Below are 17662 nucleotides of genomic sequence, written 5' to 3' on the forward strand. Positions count from 1 at the left end.
TTATGTGTGGTATTGTAGGTGTTCTGGGTCAGCATGAGGCCGCCCCTATTCTGGTCGAAGCGTTAAAGCGTTTGGAATATCGCGGCTATGACAGCGCCGGGATCGCAACAGTTAATGACGGCGCATTGGGCCGGCGGCGTGCGGTGGGCAAGCTGGTCAATCTCAGCGACCTGCTGGTACATGATCCTCTTCCGGGCAAATCCGGCATAGGCCATACCCGGTGGGCCACGCATGGTGCGCCGTCCGTCACCAATGCGCACCCGCACAAGGCGGGCCCGGTGGCAGTTGTGCATAACGGGATTGTCGAAAACTATCGCGATTTGCGGGCTGAACTGGCCGAAAATGGTATTTCGTTCCAGACCGAGACGGATACCGAGACCGTCGCCTTGATGACCCAGTACTACCTGCAATCCGGCCTGTCCCCGGTCGAGGCCGCGTTCAAGACGATTGACCGGTTAGAGGGTGCTTTTGCACTAGCCTTCCTGTTTGACGGCGAGGATGATCTAATCGTTGCCGCGCGCAAGGGCTCGCCCCTGGCCATCGGCCATGGCGATGGTGAAATGTATGTGGGCTCGGACGCGATTGCTCTGGCACCATTGACGGATGAAATCACCTATCTGGAAGAAGGCGACCGCGCGGTCCTGACCCGCAATTCGCTTGAAATCCGCAATGAGTCCGGTGAACTGGCCAATCGTGAAAAGCGCAAGATCAAGCTGGATCACACCCGCGCCGATAAGGGTGAGCACAAACACTATATGGCCAAGGAAATCGCCGAGCAGCCCGTCGTCGTGGCGCAGGCCATCGGGTCCTATCTTCCCACCGGGGGCGATCAGGTCGTGCTGCCTGATACGGATCTGGATTTCTCCAAGCTTGACCGCCTGACCATGGTCGCTTGCGGCACCGCGTTCTATGCCTGTCTGACCGCCAAATACTGGTTCGAACAGCTGGCGCAGATGCCCGTCGAGGTCGATATCGCCAGCGAGTTCCGCTATCGCGAACCGCCGATCTCGGACCGCACGCTTGCCCTGTTTGTCAGTCAATCGGGTGAAACTGCGGATACGCTGGCCGCCTTGCGGTATTGCGAAGGCAAGGCGGACAAGATCGTGTCTGTGGTCAACGTGGCCGAAAGCTCGATCGCACGCGAGAGCGATGTTGCGCTGCCGATCCATGCAGGTGTTGAGATTGGCGTTGCCTCGACCAAAGCCTTCACCTGTCAGCTGAGCGTTTTGCTGATGTTGGCGCTGAAGGCCGCCGCAGATCGCGGCACGCTCGGCGCTGATGAAATCGCAGATCACGCAGCAGCGCTGCGTGGCTTGCCGTCAGTCATGAATATCGCGCTGGATCAGGACACCGCGATCCGTAAATCGGCCCAACGCCTGTCCGAGGCACGGGACGTGCTGTTTCTGGGCCGTGGGCTGATGTATCCGCTGGCGATGGAGGGCGCGCTGAAACTGAAAGAAATCAGCTATATACACGCCGAAGGGTATGCATCGGGTGAGCTGAAACACGGGCCCATTGCGCTGATCGACAAGCATATGCCGGTGGTGGTTATGGCCCCGCGCGATGCGGTGTTCGACAAGACCGTATCGAACATGCAAGAAGTGATGGCACGGAAAGGCAAAGTCATTCTGGTCTCGGACGATGATGGCATTGCCGAGGCTGGTGACGGCGTCTGGACGACAATCCGCATGCCCAATATCCACACCAGCCTTGCGCCAATCCTGTACTCGATCCCGGCGCAATTGCTGGCCTATCACACAGCGGTTGCCAAAGGTACGGATGTGGATCAGCCGCGCAATCTGGCAAAATCCGTAACCGTCGAATGACCTGGCCCGCCCCCATCACCCTGTCCGGCGATCACGTTCGGCTTGAACCGCTGGACCTGTCCCATGCGGACACTTTGAAAGCTGCCGCTGCGGATCTGGGGCAGCTCTGGTACACCTCCATCCCCACGCCCGAGGGCATGGAGGCCGAAATCACCCGGCGTATTGGGCTGCATGACATGCAGCCTTTCACGGTGATGACGCCAGACCGCACGCCAGTTGGCATGACGACCTATATGAACACCGATGAGGTCAATCGCCGGGTCGAAATCGGCTCGACCTGGATCAGCAAGGCGGTGCAGCGTACTTTGTTGAACTCGGAGGCCAAGTTTCTGTTGCTGCGCCATGCCTTCGAAGAGCTGGGCTGCAATGCCGTCGAATTCCGCACCCATCGGATGAACACCCAGTCGCGCCGCGCTATTGAACGTTTAGGGGCCCAGCTGGATGGAATCCTGCGCGCCCATATGGTGATGCCCAACGACACGCTGCGCGACACCGCCGTCTATTCGATCATTGCCCCCGAATGGCCCACCGTGCGGGCGCATTTGCTACACAAACTGGGCCGATGACGCTGGACGACGCCCTAAACGCGCTCAAGGCGCAGAGCGACCCGGACAAGGCTGTGCAGATGGCCGCTTATCACAAGGTCGAACGCCCCTATCTGGGCGTTGCCAACCCGGTTCTGAACGACCTGACCAAAACATGGCGCCAAACGCTGGACGTGCCTGCGCGGGTTGCTTTGGCGGATGCGCTTTGGGCCAGTAATATTCACGAGGTGCGCGTCGCTGCTGCAAAACTGCTGACACAGGCCCGCATCCGCCCGGATGACGCGGTATGGGATCTGCTGCAAAGCTGGCTGCCTGATTTCGACGCCTGGGCCATCGCCGATCACGCCTGCATGGCGATGCAGAAACGCCTGACGGCACAGCCCGACCGGCTGGATCAGGTCGAAGGCTGGACACGGGCAGACCATATGTGGACCCGCCGCGCAGCCTTGGTCGCCACCCTGCCCTGGACCAAGCAGAACCACCCCAAGCCCGAAGATCTAGACCACCGCGACCGCATTCTGGGTTGGGCCGCAAGTTATGTGCCTGACCGAGACTGGTTCATCCAGAAATCTATCGCCTGGTGGCTGCGCGAGTTGTCGAAACACGACCCGGATCGCGTGACCGCTTTCCTGGACGCACACGGCGCAGATATGAAACCCTTTGCCCGCCGAGAAGCTGGCAAATACCTGCGTGCTCAGTAAGTGTAAACGTCCAGTTCAACCAGTGCATCAAACGGCAAAACCAAAGCCCGCATCGCGTCTAGTGACAACCGGCTGCCACCTGTTTCGGCCGGGATCAGCGTGACAAAAGCCTGCGCCCCGGTGCTGGGCACCACCACGCGCCCGTTGACCTCAACATCCACCAATGGTGTTTGGAGCCACCGACCTGGCGTTGTGGGATCCCCCAACCCCGCAACCACGGTCCTGGCCCCTGTCCAGCCCGTCTTCACGGTCGCCTGCGTCGGCAGATCCTCCTCGGGCGTGACCGAAACCACCGTCTCTTCTGCGGTTGAAACGACCTCAGGCGCAGGGTTTTCCCGATTGAACAAACGATCCGAGGTCGACCGAATGGCGTCACAGCCCATGAGCAGGCAGCAGAAAATCAGCAGGATGTATTTCATAAGCGAACCTTAGTCGCCTGCGCGCCGAGCTGCCAGTGGAATGATGCGGTTGCCGATAGGCAATTCTAGCCAGGGAAACTAACGACGCTTCGAGAGGGAAAAGTAGAGCTCTGACCTCAATCTTCGGAACACCGAATTGAGTGGGTACTGCAGCGACTGCCGCGTTCCAACCTTACGAAAAATCTTGCGCAACCAGCGCTTCTTGGCCGAGCAGGTGCTGCAAGACATAAGCAACCGACAAGGCATCATCCAACGCAGCATGGCCACGCAGATCCGGGTGATCGATTTGGTAGTAATCTTTAAGTGTGTTGCTGCGGGTTGTCTTCAAGTCCTCGTATGGCATCCCGGCCTTGAGCAGAAGATCGCAGGCATTTCCAAATTGAGATGCAGGAAGCGGAGGGGCCACCCCTTCTACATAGCAACTTATTGCTACCATATTGAACTCGTCTTTGCCCCACGACCAAAGCTTCGCCCCTTCAGCAAATTCCTCGACGCTCTTGAGGGCCGCCAACAGGGAAACACCGTCTGCATCGAGGTTATCTTCGGTAATGCCGGTGAGTTTGGTAAAGAAAGGATCAAGTGGAATTCGGTTTCCGTTTCGATCTTTGGGAACCACATAGATGCGCATTGAATCCAAGATCGGAAAGGGATCCGTCAATCCAAGTTTGGTGACACCGATCTGAGCAACAACAGGGTCGGGATCGTAAGGGCCACACCAAAAGCGAGAAGGTGAGCCCGGTGCGGTCAGAAATTCGCAGTCAAAAATAAGAGCTTTCCCCAATTTCTTTCTCCGCAACTGCCTCTGTCGTGATACGAGTGCATAGCCCTCATTCGATTTGGCCAGCAAATGTTTTTTGGCGTTGTGAAAGGCGAAACCGGGAAATGACTTGTAAATACGCCGGATTAACCATCAATGAGCGCCTTTTCGCGAGCGGGCTCATGCCTGCATTTGACGAAGCCATTTCTCGCAAAGACTGGGCAAAGGTCAAAGAAGTCTTGGAAACGCTTGAGTTGGGTCGAGAAGACGTCAAAGCGGTTTTGAAACTGCTTGCCGAGTGACGGCTGTGTTCATCACATTTGCCTAGCGCAGCAGGTTTTGACGGGCAAACCTCTCGATCCTGCAAAAGCGCCGATCAACCGAGACACCACATCCCCCTTGCCGCTCCCCCTTTGCCGCTTTACCTTTGGGGCATGACTGCTCCGCTTATCGACCCGTTTGCCCGCGCGATCACTTATCTCCGTGTGTCTGTCACGGACCGATGCGATTTTCGTTGCGTTTATTGCATGTCCGAGAACATGACGTTCCTGCCCAAAAAGGACCTGCTGACGCTGGAAGAGCTGGACCGCATGTGCTCGACCTTTGTGAAGATGGGCGTCGAAAAGCTGCGCATCACTGGGGGGGAACCTTTGGTGCGCCGCAATATCATGGCGTTTTTCAATGGGATGACCCGGCATCTGGACAGCGGCGCGTTGAAAGAACTGACGCTGACCACTAACGGCTCGCAACTGCATCGCTTTGCCGATCAGCTCTACGCCGCTGGTGTGCGTCGCGTGAACATCTCACTCGATACGCTGGACGACGACAAATTTGCCCGCGTCACCCGCTGGGGCCGCCTGAAACAGGTGCTGAACGGGATTGATGCGGCACAAAAGGCGGGGCTGCGCGTCAAGATCAATGCGGTGGCGCTGAAAGGGTTTAACGAGCCGGAACTGCCGCAAATCACCGAATGGTGCGCCGAGCGCGACATGGACCTGACCTGGATCGAGGTCATGCCCATGGGCGATATCGGCAACGAAGACCGGCTGGACCAATATTGGTCGCTCAAAGACGTGCGCAAGGAATACGAAAACCACTATACGGTGACGGATCTGGCCGAACGGACCGGAGGCCCGGCGCGTTACGTCCGGCTTGAGGAAACAGGCCAGAAGATCGGCTTCATCACGCCGCTCTCGCATAATTTTTGCGAAAGCTGCAATCGCGTGCGTCTGACCTGCACGGGTGAGCTCTATATGTGTTTGGGCCAGGAAGACATGGTCGATCTGCGTGCGCCGTTGCGCGATCATCCCGATAGCGAAGATGCGTTGGAAGAGGCAATTCGCGCCGCCATCAATCTCAAGCCCAAGGGTCATGATTTCGACTATTCCCGGCAGGCGGTCGACGGCCAGATGAGCCGTCACATGAGCCATACTGGCGGCTGATATGCCCGGCACACCGACGTTTCTCTACCGGCTGTATTGCGGCCTCACCATGGTTGCAGCACCGCTGGTCTGGCACGTGGTGCGCAAAAAGCTGACCGCTGCGGATGTGCCAACGCAACGTCAGCATGAACGGCTGGGCCATGCCAGCCTGCCGCGCCCCAAAGGCCGGGTAATCTGGTTTCACGCCGCCAGTGTGGGCGAAAGCCTCTCGGTGCTCAGCCTGATCAATCGCTTGGGTCAGCACCTGCCGGATGCCGAGTTTCTGATCACCTCGGGCACGCCCACTTCAGCCGCGCTGATCGCCAAACGCCTGCCCCTGCGCAGCCGCCACCAATACCCTCCGATCGACAGCGCCGGACCGGTGAGCCGGTTCCTGACCCATTGGCGCCCGGATGCGGCGATCTTTGTTGAAAGCGAGCTTTGGCCCCGGTTGATCGTAGAAAGCGGGAAACGGGGTATTCCCCTGGCACTGCTGAATGCGCGGCTATCACAAAAATCTGTCGCAGGCTGGAAAAAGCGGCCTGCCACGGCCGGGTTCATACTGTCCCAGTTCCGCCTGTTTCTTACCCAGAACGACAGTACGGCTCAAAACCTGATCGACATGGGCGCAAAACCTAAAAATGTACACCCCGGCACAAATCTCAAGGCCATGTCCAACCCTCTTCCTGTGGACCAAGCCGCCAAGGCGGAGATCCATGACCAGATCACATCCCGCAGGCTTTGGATTGCAAGCTCTACCCATGCAGGCGAAGAAGAAACGGTGCTGGCCGCGCATGCTCAACTGATCAAGCAAGACCCGGAGCTGCTGCTTCTGCTGATCCCCCGTCACCCTGAACGTCGCGACGAAGTTCAAGCCTTGATCTCACAGGCCGGCCTGACCAGCGCCCTGCGCAGCGCGGCCCAACCCATCTCGGATCAAACACAGGTCTATGTGGCGGACACTCTGGGCGAATTGGGCACCTGGTACGCGCTGTCGCCGATCGTGTTCCTGGGCGGCTCACTTAAAGAGATCGGCGGCCACAATCCGTTTGAACCAGCCCAATCCGGGGCCGCTGTCATCACCGGCCCGGGCACGTTCAATTTCGCGGAAACCTTTGCGCCACTGATCGAAACCGGCGGCGCTGTGGAAGTCACATCATCCACCGAACTGGCAGCCGCCGTGTCAAACTGGCTGTCGGACCCGGCTGCTCTCCAACAGGCCCAGAATGCCGCGCAATCCTGCGTTAGCATCCAGGCCAACGCCCTCGACAACGTTATCGAAACCCTATGCACCCATCTGGACCTGAACCCACAGGATCCATCTTCATCTGGCTGAAAAAAACCCGGGGGTGCGGGGGCAGAGCCCCCGCCCGTGCCGTCACGCCGCAGGCATGCGCTGCTCGACAATCTCGGCCCACCAGCTGCACCCGGCTGGTATGGCTTCATCGTTGAAGTTGTATTCCGGGTGATGCACGGCTGCTGTGTCGCCGTTGCCGACCAGAATATAGGCGCCCGGACGTTCTTCCAGCATAAAGGCAAAATCCTCGCCCCCCATGACCAACGGGGCATCTTCACATGCGCCAGAGACCGAACGTGCGACATCCGCTGCAAATTCGGTCTGCTCGTCGCTGTTCACCATCACCGGATAGCCGCGGATATAGGTCACATCAGCGGTGCCACCAAAAGTCGCCGCGACGCCAGTACAGATCTCATTGATCCGCTTTTCGGCCAGATCGCGCATCTCTTTGCTCATGGTCCGCACCGTACCCTTGATCTGGACGGTTTGCGGGATCACGTTGAACGCTTTTGACGAGGTCTCGAATGACGTCACAGACACCACGACCTGATCAATCGGGTCCGCATTGCGCGACGCAATCGTCTGCAGTGCCAGCACCGCCTGAGCTGTCATGACAGTTGTGTCCACGGTCTCTTGCGGTTTGGCCGCATGGCCACCGCGCCCTTCGAACGTGATGTCGAACTGATCGGTCGCGGCAAAAAACGATCCCGGACGGATCGAGAAGCTGCCAACCGGTTTACCCGGCCAGTTGTGCATTCCATAAACTTCCTGGATGTTCCAGCGCTCCATCATGCCGTCTTCGCACATCTCGCGACCGCCGCCGCCGCCCTCTTCGGCGGGCTGGAAAATCACCACAACCGTCCCGTCGAAATTGCGTGTCTCTGATAAGTACTTCGCCGCACCCAGCAACATCGCGGTGTGACCGTCGTGGCCACAGGCATGCATCGCCCCATCGGTTTTGGACGCATAATCCAGCCCGGTCGCCTCATGGATCGGCAGCGCATCCATGTCGGCGCGCAAGCCGATCACCTTGCCCTTGCTGTCGGATTTGCCCTTGATCACCCCCACAACACCGGTGCGGCCAATGCCGGTGACGACCTCATCACAGCCGAACTCTTTCAGCTTTTCGGCCACCAAGGCGCTGGTGCGGTGAGTTTCGAACAAAATTTCAGGGTTTTCATGAATATCCCGTCGCCACGCTGTGATTTCATCCTGCAATTCGGCAAATCGGTTTTTAACTGGCATGTCTTCTCTCTCTCCTAACTCAAGCCGCCGGCATCCGGCGCTCGACCATTTCGGCAAACCACGAGCATCCGATCGGGATGATCTCGTCGTTGAAATTGTACTCGGGGTGGTGCAACCCGGCGCTGTCGCCATTGCCCAACACGATGAAAGCTCCGGGGCGTTCTTCCAGCATGAACGAGAAATCCTCACCCCCCATCACCATCGGCGCTTCGGCACAGCTGCCGCCGACGGCAATGGCAGCCTCTTCGGCATAGCCCGTCTGTTCCTCGGCGTTGATCGTGACCGGAACACCCCGGTTATAGGTAACTTTGACGGTGCCACCCATTGTTGCAGAGACACCCTCGGCAATCTCGGTCAGCCGTTTTTCGATCATCCCGCGCATCTGATTGGAATGGGTCCGCACCGTACCGCCCACACGCGCAGATTGCGGGATTACGTTGAACGCTTTGGAGGATGTCTCGACCGAGGTGACAGAAAGCACGCCTTGTGCGATCGGATCCGCATTGCGTGAAACCACTGTCTGCAACGCGACGATCATTTGCGACAGCATCACTGTGGTATCTACCGTCTCTTGCGGTTTCGCCGCGTGACCACCATGCCCTTCGATCTGAATTTCGAACTCGTCGGCTGCCGCCAGCAACGGCCCCGAGCGAATGGCGAACTGGCCCGTGGGCAAACCGGGCACGTTGTGCATGGCATAGACCTCTTGGATGCCGAACCGGTCCATCAAACCGTCCTTGCACATAGCCTCGGCTCCGTTCCCACCTTCTTCGGCGGGCTGAAAGATCACCACAGCGGTGCCATCGAAATTGCGCGTCTCGGTCAGGTATTTCGCGGCCCCAAGAACCATCGCGGTATGACCATCATGGCCACAAGCGTGCATGGCACCATCGGTTTTCGAGGCATAATCCAAACCGGTCTGTTCCTGCATCGGCAGCGCGTCCATATCAGCCCTCAGCCCGATGACCCGCCCTTTGGTGTCGCTTTTGCCCTTGATCACACCCACTACACCGGTGCGCCCGATGCCTGTGACCACTTCATCGCACCCAAAAGCTTTCAGCTTTTCTGCGACCAATGCGCTGGTGCGGTGCGTTTCATAGAGGATTTCGGGATTTTCGTGAATGTCCCGACGCCAATCGGTGATTTCCCTGTGCAATTCGGCAAGCCGGTTTCTGATTGGCATATGGTCCTCCGCTATCTGTTACGCGATCGGTAATCGCCGTTCGACCAGTTCAGCAAACCAGCTGCACCCGGCAGGAATGGCGTTATCGTCGAAATTATATTCCGGGTGATGGCACATGGCCGTGTCCCCGTTTCCGATAAAGATGTAGGCTCCGGGCCGTTCTTCAAGCATGTAGGCAAAATCTTCCGAGGGCATGATTGGATCCGTGCCATCATTGACCTTACCCGCCACCGCTGCCGCTGCTTCGGCGGCATAGGCTGTCTCTGCTTCGGAATTCACCGTGACCGGATAGCCTGGTGTCCATGTCATCGAGGCCGATGCCCCAAAGGCTGAGGCTGTGTCTTCCGCGATGCGCCGCACGCGCTGCTCTGCGATCTGACGATACTCAGAGTCCAGCGTGCGCACCGTACCCCGCAAGCGTACCGTGTGAGCAATGACGTTCGAGGCCACGCTGTCCGTCTCAAAGGTTCCAACGGTCAGAACCACACGCTTGATCGGATCCACAGTGCGCGCAACGACCGATTGCAGAGCCACCACGATATGCGAGGCAACAAGCGTTGTATCAACCGCATCATGTGGCGCAGCGGCATGGCCGCCACGGCCGGTGACAACGATCTCGAACTCGTCAGACGACGCCAATAAGGCCCCCGGTCTGATCGCAAACTCGCCCACCGGCAGGCCCGGCATATTGTGCATGCCATAAACCTCCTGAATGCCCCAGCGGTCCATCATCCCGTCCTGGCACATGGCAAGCCCCCCGGCCCCACCTTCCTCGGCGGGTTGAAAGATCAACACGACCGAGCCATCGAAATTCCGTGTCTCAGCCAGATATTGCGCGGCTCCCAAGAGCATCGAGGTATGACCATCATGCCCGCAAGCGTGCATCTTGCCCGGAACGGTCGAGGCATAATCAAGCCCGGTTGCCTCTTCGATGGGAAGCGCATCCATATCGGCCCGCAATCCGATCACCCGACCTTTGGTATCTGTGCGCCCCTTGATCACGGCAACAACGCCAGTTTTACCGATACCCGGCGTAATCTCATCCACGCCGAACTCGTTGAGCCGCTCGACGACAAAGGCCGCGGTTTCATGCACGTCATACATCAGTTCGGGATGGGCGTGCAGGTGGCGGCGCCATTTGGATATTTCGTCCTGCATTTCCGCCAACCGGTTTTTGACAGGCATTAGAAAACTCCTTTACCGGGCGTCTTGCGACAAACGCTGAACCAGTCGTTCCATGAACTGGTGGCCCTGATCAAATTGTTTTACTTCAATAAATTCGTTTGGCTGGTGAGCCTGAGCAATATCCCCCGGTCCGCAGATCACAGCGGAATAGCCGGCCTCTTGGAACTGACCGGCCTCGGTACCATAGCTTACCACATGTGACGCGTTATCCCCAGTTAACGCACGCACAAGCGTTTCGGCCTCACCATCCGTCTCTGGGGTCAACGCCGGAACCCCGAAAGTTTCGGTAACATCTATGCGAGCCTCAGGGTGCACGGCTTGCATCTTGGCCTCGACCGCGCGGACCTGATCCAGGTAGGCATCGCGCCATCTGCTGATCTGCTCACCCGGAACAACACGAAAATCCATCATGAACCGGCAATCCTTGGCCGTGATGTTGTGGGCCGTCCCCCCGTTGATCATGCCGACATGACAGGTGGTCCAGGGCGGATCAAAGACCGAGGCCAGATCGCTCGGCAGCGCAGCCATGTTTTCGGAATTGCGCGCATTGGCCCAATCAATCAGGGGTGCGGCGGACATGATGGCATTCACACCGGTATGCATGATCGAGCTGTGAACCTCGAACCCGACGACATGCGTGCTAAAACCAAAGCCCCCCTTGTGGCCGGTCACCGCCTGCATCATCGACGGTTCGCCAACAATGACGGCCGAGCCTTTGGGCAGAACCTTTTGCATCGCCTTGATCATCGGTGGCGCTCCGGTACAGCCGACCTCTTCATCGAAGCTCAGGGCCAATTGCACCGGACGTTTGATATCCGCGTATTGCGCCTCGACCAGCGCCCAGATCGCAAGCGCGTCAAAGCCTTTCATATCGCAGGTGCCGCGACCGAAATACTTGCCGTCTCTTTCGGTGACAATGAATGGGTCTGTATCCCAAGGCTGCCCATCCACCGGTACGACGTCTGTATGCCCGGACAGGACGACAGCGCCTTCTTCGTCGGGTCCTACATGCGCGAACAGAGCAGCCTTGTGCGGCTGTTCCGGGTCGGGCCAGCGGTGCGATACGATCCCATGGTCTTCCAGATAGCCTTCGACCCAGTCCACCAGCGGCAAGTTGGTGTCTCGACTAACGGTGGGGAATGAGATCAACTTGGTCATGATCTCAAGCGGCGTCAGACGCTGTGCCATGCAGATCAGTACCCGCTGTCGGTCGTCAGAATGAAATGCCCCGGTTCAACTTCTTTGTACTCTGACGGTTCCGGCTGGTAGTCAATCGGATGAATTGGCGATGGGATCGGCTTGAAATTCAAATCTTTTTCCGACTTGCGCTTGTTCGGATCTGCAATCGGAACCGCCTTCATCAGCGCCTGCGTGTAGGGGTGTTGCGGGTTTTCAAAGACCCGCGCGCGCGGGCCCAGCTCGACAATCCGGCCCAGATACATCACGCCTACATAGTGGCTGACTCGTTCCACAACAGCCATGTCATGGCTGATGAACAGATATGACAATCCAAGTTCGGATTGCAGTTCCATCATCAGGTTCAACACTTGCGCCTGCACGGATACATCCAAAGCCGAGACCGCCTCATCCGCGATGATAAGCTTGGGGTTCAGGGCCAGCGCACGTGCGATCGCGATCCGTTGCCGCTGTCCACCCGACATCTCATGCGGGAAACGGCGCATGAAGCTGCGCGGCAGTTGCACCTTGTCAAACAGCTGCGCCACGCGGTCTTGCAATTCCGATCCAGAAGCAACGCCGTAATTGCGCATCGGTTCGGCCACTTGATCCACCAGTTGCATCTGCGGATTGAGCGAGGCGAAAGGGTCCTGAAAAATCATCTGCATGTCCAGCCGCGCTTTGCGCAGACCGCTCTGATCCAGCTTCATGATGTCAACGCCGTCCAGATTGATCTCACCCCGCAAGGGCTCGACCAGTCGCAGGATCGACCGCCCGGCCGAAGATTTTCCGCAGCCCGATTCGCCCACAAGGCTGAGGGTCTGCCCCTTGTTCAACGTGAAAGACACATCTTCGACCGCATGCACATTCGAGATTGTCCGGCGCAGCAACCCGCCCTTGACCGGAAAACGTGTGGTCAGATTCTTGACCGACAGCAACACCTCTTCGGTGCCCGGAATAGGAGCGATATTCTGGCCTTCAACACCCAGCAGCTTCATCGGTTCGGGCGCGGATTTGCCCTGCATCTCACCAAGCTTCGGCACGGCTGCCAGCAGCGCTTTGGTATAATCATGCTGCGGGTTCTCAAAGATTTCGGTGACCGTACCTTCTTCGACCTTGTTGCCCCGGAACATGACAACCACGCGGTCGGCCATCTGGGCAACCACGGCCATATCATGGGTGATGAACATCACCGCCGTGCCGGTTTCGCGTTTGAGACGGTCCATCAGCGCCAGAATTTCCGCCTGAATTGTCACGTCCAAAGCGGTGGTCGGTTCATCGGCAATCAGCAGACGCGGTTCGCAGGCCATGGCCATGGCGATGACCACGCGCTGCCGCATCCCGCCGGACAGTTCGTGCGGATACTGTTTCAACCGCCGTTCAGGCTCGGGGATCCGCACTTGCCGCAACAGTTCCAGCGCGCGCGCTTCGGCCTGCGATTTGGACATGTCTTTGTGAATGCGCAGACCTTCGGTCAGTTGGCGGCCCACCGTGAACACAGGATTCAGAGCCGTCATCGGCTCTTGAAAGATCATTCCGATCTCATTGCCGCGAATCTGTTTCATCAGATCCTGATCGGCCTTCGACAGATCCATCTCATCGCCTTCGCGGCGATCAAACAGCAATTGACCGCCTGCAATTTCGCCTCCGCCAAACTCGACCAGGCGCATCAAAGACAAAGACGAGACCGATTTTCCCGACCCGGATTCGCCAACGATACAAACGGTTTCGCCGGGATTCACTTCGAACGAAACATCCTCGACCCCGACAACTGGACCATCCTTGGTCTGAAACTCCACCCGCAGTTTTTTGATCTGGGCAATAGGCTGATCCAGCACGCGTACGCTCCCCTTGGCGTTGATTTTTCTTCTGAATGCCAAACGCTAAGGCGGTGTCAGTAGAAAAGTCAAACCTATTGCACGATTTCGCAACGGCACCACTTGCTTTTTTCTCAAGTTCTGTTTCGATACCCTTCGTAACCGCCTGGGGAGATGGTCAAAAAAACGGCACTTCGCTTGAATTTTCGTTTCTTGACAAAAGCTTACCCCTAAGCGGCAACGCCAAGTCCGCAGGCATTGCGGAAATAATCGAGGCACGAACGTGCCCTTCTAGGGAGTTAATTATGAAGATCAAAACCCTTTTGCTCGGTGCGATTGCAAGCACGGCAATGGCCCCAATGGCCTTTGCCGAGCGTGGATCGGACGGAAACGTCAGCATCATTTATTGGCAAGCTCCGTCCATTCTGAACCCTTTCCTGTCCGGTGGTACAAAGGACGTTGAATCCGCCTCGTTGGTGATCGAACCTCTGGCCCGCTACGACCAAGACGGCAACATGGTGCCGTTCCTGGCCTCCGAGATCCCGACGGTTGAAAACGGTGGCGTCAGCGAAGATCTCACCTCTATCACCTGGAAGATTGCACCGGGAATCAAATGGTCAGATGGCACACCGTTCACTTCGGCTGATGTTGTCTTCACCGCGAACTACTGCATGGACCCGGAAGGTGGTTGTGCGCAGGTGACCAAATTTGAAGGCGTGACAAATGTCGAAGCGCTGGACGATCTGACCGTTAAGGTCACATTCGACGCCCCGACCCCCTTCCCTTACGGTCCGTTTGTCGGTGGCGAAAGCCCGATCATCCAGGCCGCTCAGTTCGCCGATTGCCTGGGCGCGAAAGCACCTGAGTGCACCGAACAGAACTTTAACCCAATTGGCACCGGCCCGTTTGTTGTCACCGAATTCAAACCGAATGACGTGATCACATTCAAAGCCAATGACAACTATCGCGATCCGGCAAAGCCCGCCTTTGCGACCGTGACATTCAAGGGCGGCGGTGACGCGACAGCTGCTGGCCGTGCCGTGATGGAAACCGGCGAGTTCGACTATGCCTGGAACCTTCAGCTGGCGCCCGAAGTGATCGCGCAGATGCAGGAAGGCGGCAAGGGCACACCGGTTGCAGGCTTTGGCCCGCTGGTCGAGCGTATCATGCTGAACCAGACCAACCCGTCCCCCGACCTGCCGGAAGGTGAGCGTTCGACCGCCAAGCATCCGCATCCGTTCCTGCAGGATCCAGCGGTTTACAAAGCCATGTCTTTGGCCATCGACCGTCCGCTGCTGGTTGAGATCGGATACGGCCAGGCTGGTAAAGTGACCTGTAACTGGGTTCCGGCACCTGCGGCGTTCAACTCAACCTCGATGACCTGCGACACGCAGGACATTGAAGGCGCAAAGAAACTGCTGGATGACGCTGGCATCGTAGACACTGATGGCGACGGCATTCGTGAAAAAGACGGTGTTCCGCTGAAAGTGGTTTATCAGACGTCGACCAACGCTGTCCGTCAGGACTTCCAGGCGCTGATCAAAGAGTGGTGGAGCCAGATCGGCATCGAAACCGAACTGCGCAACATCAACGCATCGGTCTTCTTTGGCGGTGACCCGGGTTCGCCTGACACGTTCCAGAAGTTCTATGCTGACGTTGAAATGTACGCCAACACCTTCAACGGCACCGACCCGCAGTCCTACCTGGGCAACGGCCTGTGCGACAAGGCTCCGCGTCCTGACACGCAGTGGCAGGGTGAAAACATCAGCCGCTTCTGCAACGAAGAGTTTGACAAGCTGCACGGCCAACTGGCCGAAACCGCTGGTCTGGAAGCGCGCGCTGAAATCGCGAAAAAGCTGAATGACATCATGGTTGAAAATGGCGGCATGATCCCGCTGGTACACCGTGGTCGTCTGTCGGCCCACGCAAACACACTGGGTGGTGTTGTCCTGAACGTTTGGGACAGCGAGCTGTGGAACATTGCGGACTGGTACCGCAAAACCGGTTCCTAAGCCTTAACCTTGCAAAGCCGCGCCCCGACATTGATCGGGGCGCGGTCGTTTGCATCACCCCTACAAGAAGACGCATCAACAAAGGCGCCTTTGAATGCTCAACTTTACTGTTAGACGACTGGTGCTGGCGGTACCCACGCTACTCTTCATCAGTCTCGTCATTTTCCTGCTGCTCGAGCTCGCCCCCGGCGACCCGATGGCGCAGGTTCCGCTTACTGTTCCGCCCGAAGTCAAAGAAAAAATGCGCGAAGCGCTGGGTCTTGGCCAGCCGATGCATATCCGGTTCTGGAAATGGATCGTGCAGTTTTTCTGGATCGAACCGCAGGTTCTGATCGACCACATGTTTGGCACCACCTTTTCCGAAGGTGACCTGCGTGTGATTTCGTGGCAGACCCGCTCGCCCGTTATGGACATCGTCGTTCAGCGTATCCCGCAGACCCTGTGGGTTGTTGGCACCGCCTATGTGGTCGCCATCCTGATCGCTTTGCCCATCGGTATCTATTCCGCGTACCGCCAGTACTCGTGGTTCGACCAGATGGGCACATTCGTGTCGATGGTCGGTTTCTCGGTTCCGCCCTTCTTCTCGGGCGTGCTGGTGATCGTGATCTTTTCGGTCCAACTGGGCTGGTTCCCATCGATCTATGACACCACCCATGTAGTGAACAGCTGGGACAGCTTTGTCGTGCAACTGAAGCAAATGATCATGCCCGTCATGGTTCTGGCCCTTCAGATCACCGCACAGCTCAGCCGGTTCATGCGCGCCTCGATGCTGGACAACCTCAATCAGGATTACGTCCGCACCGCGCGCGCCAAGGGCCTGAGCGAATACACCGTGGTCATGGTGCATGTTCTGCGCAACTCGATGATCCCCGTGGTCACGGTGATCGCGCTGGGTATTCCCGCTATCTTTGGCGGTGCCATCATCACCGAACAGGTGTTCAAGGTGAACGGCATCGGCCAGCTTCTGATCGGGGCCATTCAGGCCAACGACCTGCCGATGGTGCAAACTCTGACCTTCATCTTTGCCGTACTGATCGTGTTGTTCAACCTGATCGCGGACGTGCTTTACGGCATTCTGGACCCGAGGATTCGCTATGACTGATATCGACAAATCAGACACGCTGATCCCTGACGAAGGCCTGGCCCCGGTTTCAACCGCCGTTCCCGGCGCCGGGGTTGCCGAAGAACTGACCACCCCACCCCGTAGCCAGTGGCGCGACGTCTGGGACCAGTTCAAGACCCACAAAGGTGCGATGATCGGGGCGATCCTGTTCATTTTCATCGTCGCTGGTGTCTATCTGGGCCCCTACCTGTGGAGCATCGATCCAACACAGATCGACATCCGCTCGCGCAATCAGGGCCCAAGCTGGGCGCATCCGTTCGGCACCGATCAGCTGGGCCGGGATATTCTGGCGCGGATGATGTCGGGCGGTCAGACCTCGGTCTCGGTCGGGATTACCGCGATGCTTCTGGCGCTGTTCCTGGGTTCTCTGATCGGCGTTCTGGCTGGGTTCTTCAAACGTCTGGATGGTCCGCTGATGCGCCTGACAGACCTGTTCCTGGCCCTGCCCCTGCTGCCATTGCTGCTGGTCATGATGCTGTTGTTCCGCGAACCATTGTCGGCGGCCTTCGGGCTAGAGCGCGGGATCTTCATCCTGATCGTCTGCGCCATTGGCATCACCTCATGGATGCCCACGGCCCGGATCGTACGCGGCGATGTGCTGGCCATCAAGGAACGCGAGTTCGTGCTGGCCGCGCGGTCCATTGGCACCAGCAACAGCCAGATCATCACGCGGCATATCCTGCCCAACGTGCTGTCTCCGATCATGGTGTCGGCCACGCTGGGCATTGCAACGGCAATTATCACCGAAAGCGCGCTGTCTTTCCTGGGGCTGGGCTTTCCGCCCGATTTCCCAACCTGGGGGCGGTTGCTGTTTGACGGTGTGGACTACCTTCAGCAATACCCCGAACGCGTATTCTGGCCGGGCCTGGCCATCTCGCTGACAGTGCTCAGCGTGAACTATCTGGGCGACGGTCTGCGTGACGCGTTGGATCCCCGCATTCGCGGGCGCTGAACA

The 17662-nt window shown here is 58.0% G+C and carries 15 protein-coding genes; 8 read left to right on the plus strand and 7 right to left on the minus strand.

The features are described from left to right. Positions 1-2: 2 nt before the first annotated feature. From glmS to GOW40_RS04815, 3 genes are read left to right on the plus strand one after another with little or no spacing between them, the layout of a single operon-like run. Positions 3-1826, plus strand: coding sequence for a glutamine--fructose-6-phosphate transaminase (isomerizing) (gene glmS, locus GOW40_RS04805; RefSeq protein ID WP_171128121.1), 1824 nt, complete (start codon positions 3-5; stop codon positions 1824-1826). Next, complete coding sequence (locus tag GOW40_RS04810) at positions 1823-2392, plus strand: GNAT family N-acetyltransferase (protein ID WP_171128119.1); 570 nt, start codon at positions 1823-1825, stop codon at positions 2390-2392. Before glmS ends, GOW40_RS04810 begins: the two co-directional genes overlap by 4 nt. After that, positions 2389-3072 carry a DNA alkylation repair protein gene (locus GOW40_RS04815; protein ID WP_171128117.1) on the plus strand — a complete coding sequence of 228 codons (684 nt, stop codon included), beginning with the start codon at positions 2389-2391 and terminating at the stop codon, positions 3070-3072. Before GOW40_RS04810 ends, GOW40_RS04815 begins: the two co-directional genes overlap by 4 nt. Here the strand turns inward: GOW40_RS04815 and GOW40_RS04820 are convergent. Both GOW40_RS04820 and GOW40_RS04825 read right to left on the minus strand, forming a co-directional pair. Continuing rightward, positions 3066-3491: a hypothetical protein gene (locus GOW40_RS04820; RefSeq protein ID WP_171128115.1), complete on the minus strand. Its 426-nt coding sequence runs from the start codon at positions 3489-3491 to the stop codon at positions 3066-3068. The two genes, GOW40_RS04815 and GOW40_RS04820, sit on opposite strands and share 7 nt — an antisense overlap. A 172-nt stretch (positions 3492-3663) precedes the next feature. Then, a complete protein-coding gene (locus tag GOW40_RS04825; RefSeq protein ID WP_171230884.1) occupies positions 3664-4272 on the minus strand; it encodes an exonuclease in 609 nt (202 codons plus the stop codon). Between the two features lie 410 nt (positions 4273-4682). On the opposite strand from GOW40_RS04825, the gene moaA reads away from it, so the two are divergent. After that, a complete protein-coding gene (moaA, locus tag GOW40_RS04830) occupies positions 4683-5690 on the plus strand; it encodes a GTP 3',8-cyclase MoaA (protein ID WP_171128110.1) in 1008 nt (335 codons plus the stop codon). Between the two features lies 1 nt (position 5691). After that, positions 5692-7005 (plus strand): 3-deoxy-D-manno-octulosonic acid transferase, encoded by a 1314-nt coding sequence (locus GOW40_RS04835; protein WP_171128109.1) that lies wholly within the window; start codon positions 5692-5694, stop codon positions 7003-7005. A 42-nt stretch (positions 7006-7047) separates the two neighbouring features. Here the strand turns inward: GOW40_RS04835 and GOW40_RS04840 are convergent, their stop codons facing one another. Genes GOW40_RS04840 through GOW40_RS04860 form a run of 5 tightly spaced genes read right to left on the minus strand, consistent with a single transcriptional unit; the run spans position 7048 to position 13593 of the window. Beyond that, complete coding sequence (locus GOW40_RS04840; protein ID WP_171128107.1) at positions 7048-8211, minus strand: M20 aminoacylase family protein; 1164 nt, start codon at positions 8209-8211, stop codon at positions 7048-7050. A 19-nt stretch (positions 8212-8230) separates the two neighbouring features. After that, the gene (locus tag GOW40_RS04845) at positions 8231-9394 is read right to left on the minus strand and encodes a M20 aminoacylase family protein (RefSeq protein ID WP_171128105.1); all 1164 of its coding nucleotides are present in this window, start codon (positions 9392-9394) and stop codon (positions 8231-8233) included. Positions 9395-9412: 18 nt separating this feature from the next. Beyond that, complete coding sequence (locus GOW40_RS04850; RefSeq protein ID WP_171136554.1) at positions 9413-10579, minus strand: M20 aminoacylase family protein; 1167 nt, start codon at positions 10577-10579, stop codon at positions 9413-9415. Positions 10580-10591: 12 nt separating this feature from the next. Then, the gene (argE, locus tag GOW40_RS04855) at positions 10592-11767 is read right to left on the minus strand and encodes an acetylornithine deacetylase (protein WP_171136555.1); all 1176 of its coding nucleotides are present in this window, start codon (positions 11765-11767) and stop codon (positions 10592-10594) included. A 5-nt stretch (positions 11768-11772) separates the two neighbouring features. After that, positions 11773-13593: an ABC transporter ATP-binding protein gene (locus tag GOW40_RS04860; protein WP_171128099.1), complete on the minus strand. Its 1821-nt coding sequence runs from the start codon at positions 13591-13593 to the stop codon at positions 11773-11775. A gap of 284 nt (positions 13594-13877) precedes the next feature. Here GOW40_RS04860 and GOW40_RS04865 point away from each other — a divergent pair, with 284 nt between their 5' ends. The 3 genes from GOW40_RS04865 to GOW40_RS04875 all read left to right on the plus strand — a co-directional run bounded on the left by GOW40_RS04865 (position 13878) and on the right by GOW40_RS04875 (position 17659). Continuing rightward, the gene (locus tag GOW40_RS04865) at positions 13878-15584 is read left to right on the plus strand and encodes a peptide ABC transporter substrate-binding protein (protein WP_171096901.1); all 1707 of its coding nucleotides are present in this window, start codon (positions 13878-13880) and stop codon (positions 15582-15584) included. 94 nt (positions 15585-15678) lie between these two features. Further along, positions 15679-16686 carry an ABC transporter permease gene (locus tag GOW40_RS04870; protein WP_171096899.1) on the plus strand — a complete coding sequence of 336 codons (1008 nt, stop codon included), beginning with the start codon at positions 15679-15681 and terminating at the stop codon, positions 16684-16686. Continuing rightward, positions 16679-17659 carry an ABC transporter permease gene (locus GOW40_RS04875; RefSeq protein WP_171128097.1) on the plus strand — a complete coding sequence of 327 codons (981 nt, stop codon included), beginning with the start codon at positions 16679-16681 and terminating at the stop codon, positions 17657-17659. Before GOW40_RS04870 ends, GOW40_RS04875 begins: the two co-directional genes overlap by 8 nt. Positions 17660-17662: the final 3 nt, after the last annotated feature.

It is taken from the genome of Ruegeria sp. HKCCA6707, from assembly GCF_013033515.1.
Taxonomy (GTDB): domain Bacteria; phylum Pseudomonadota; class Alphaproteobacteria; order Rhodobacterales; family Rhodobacteraceae; genus Ruegeria.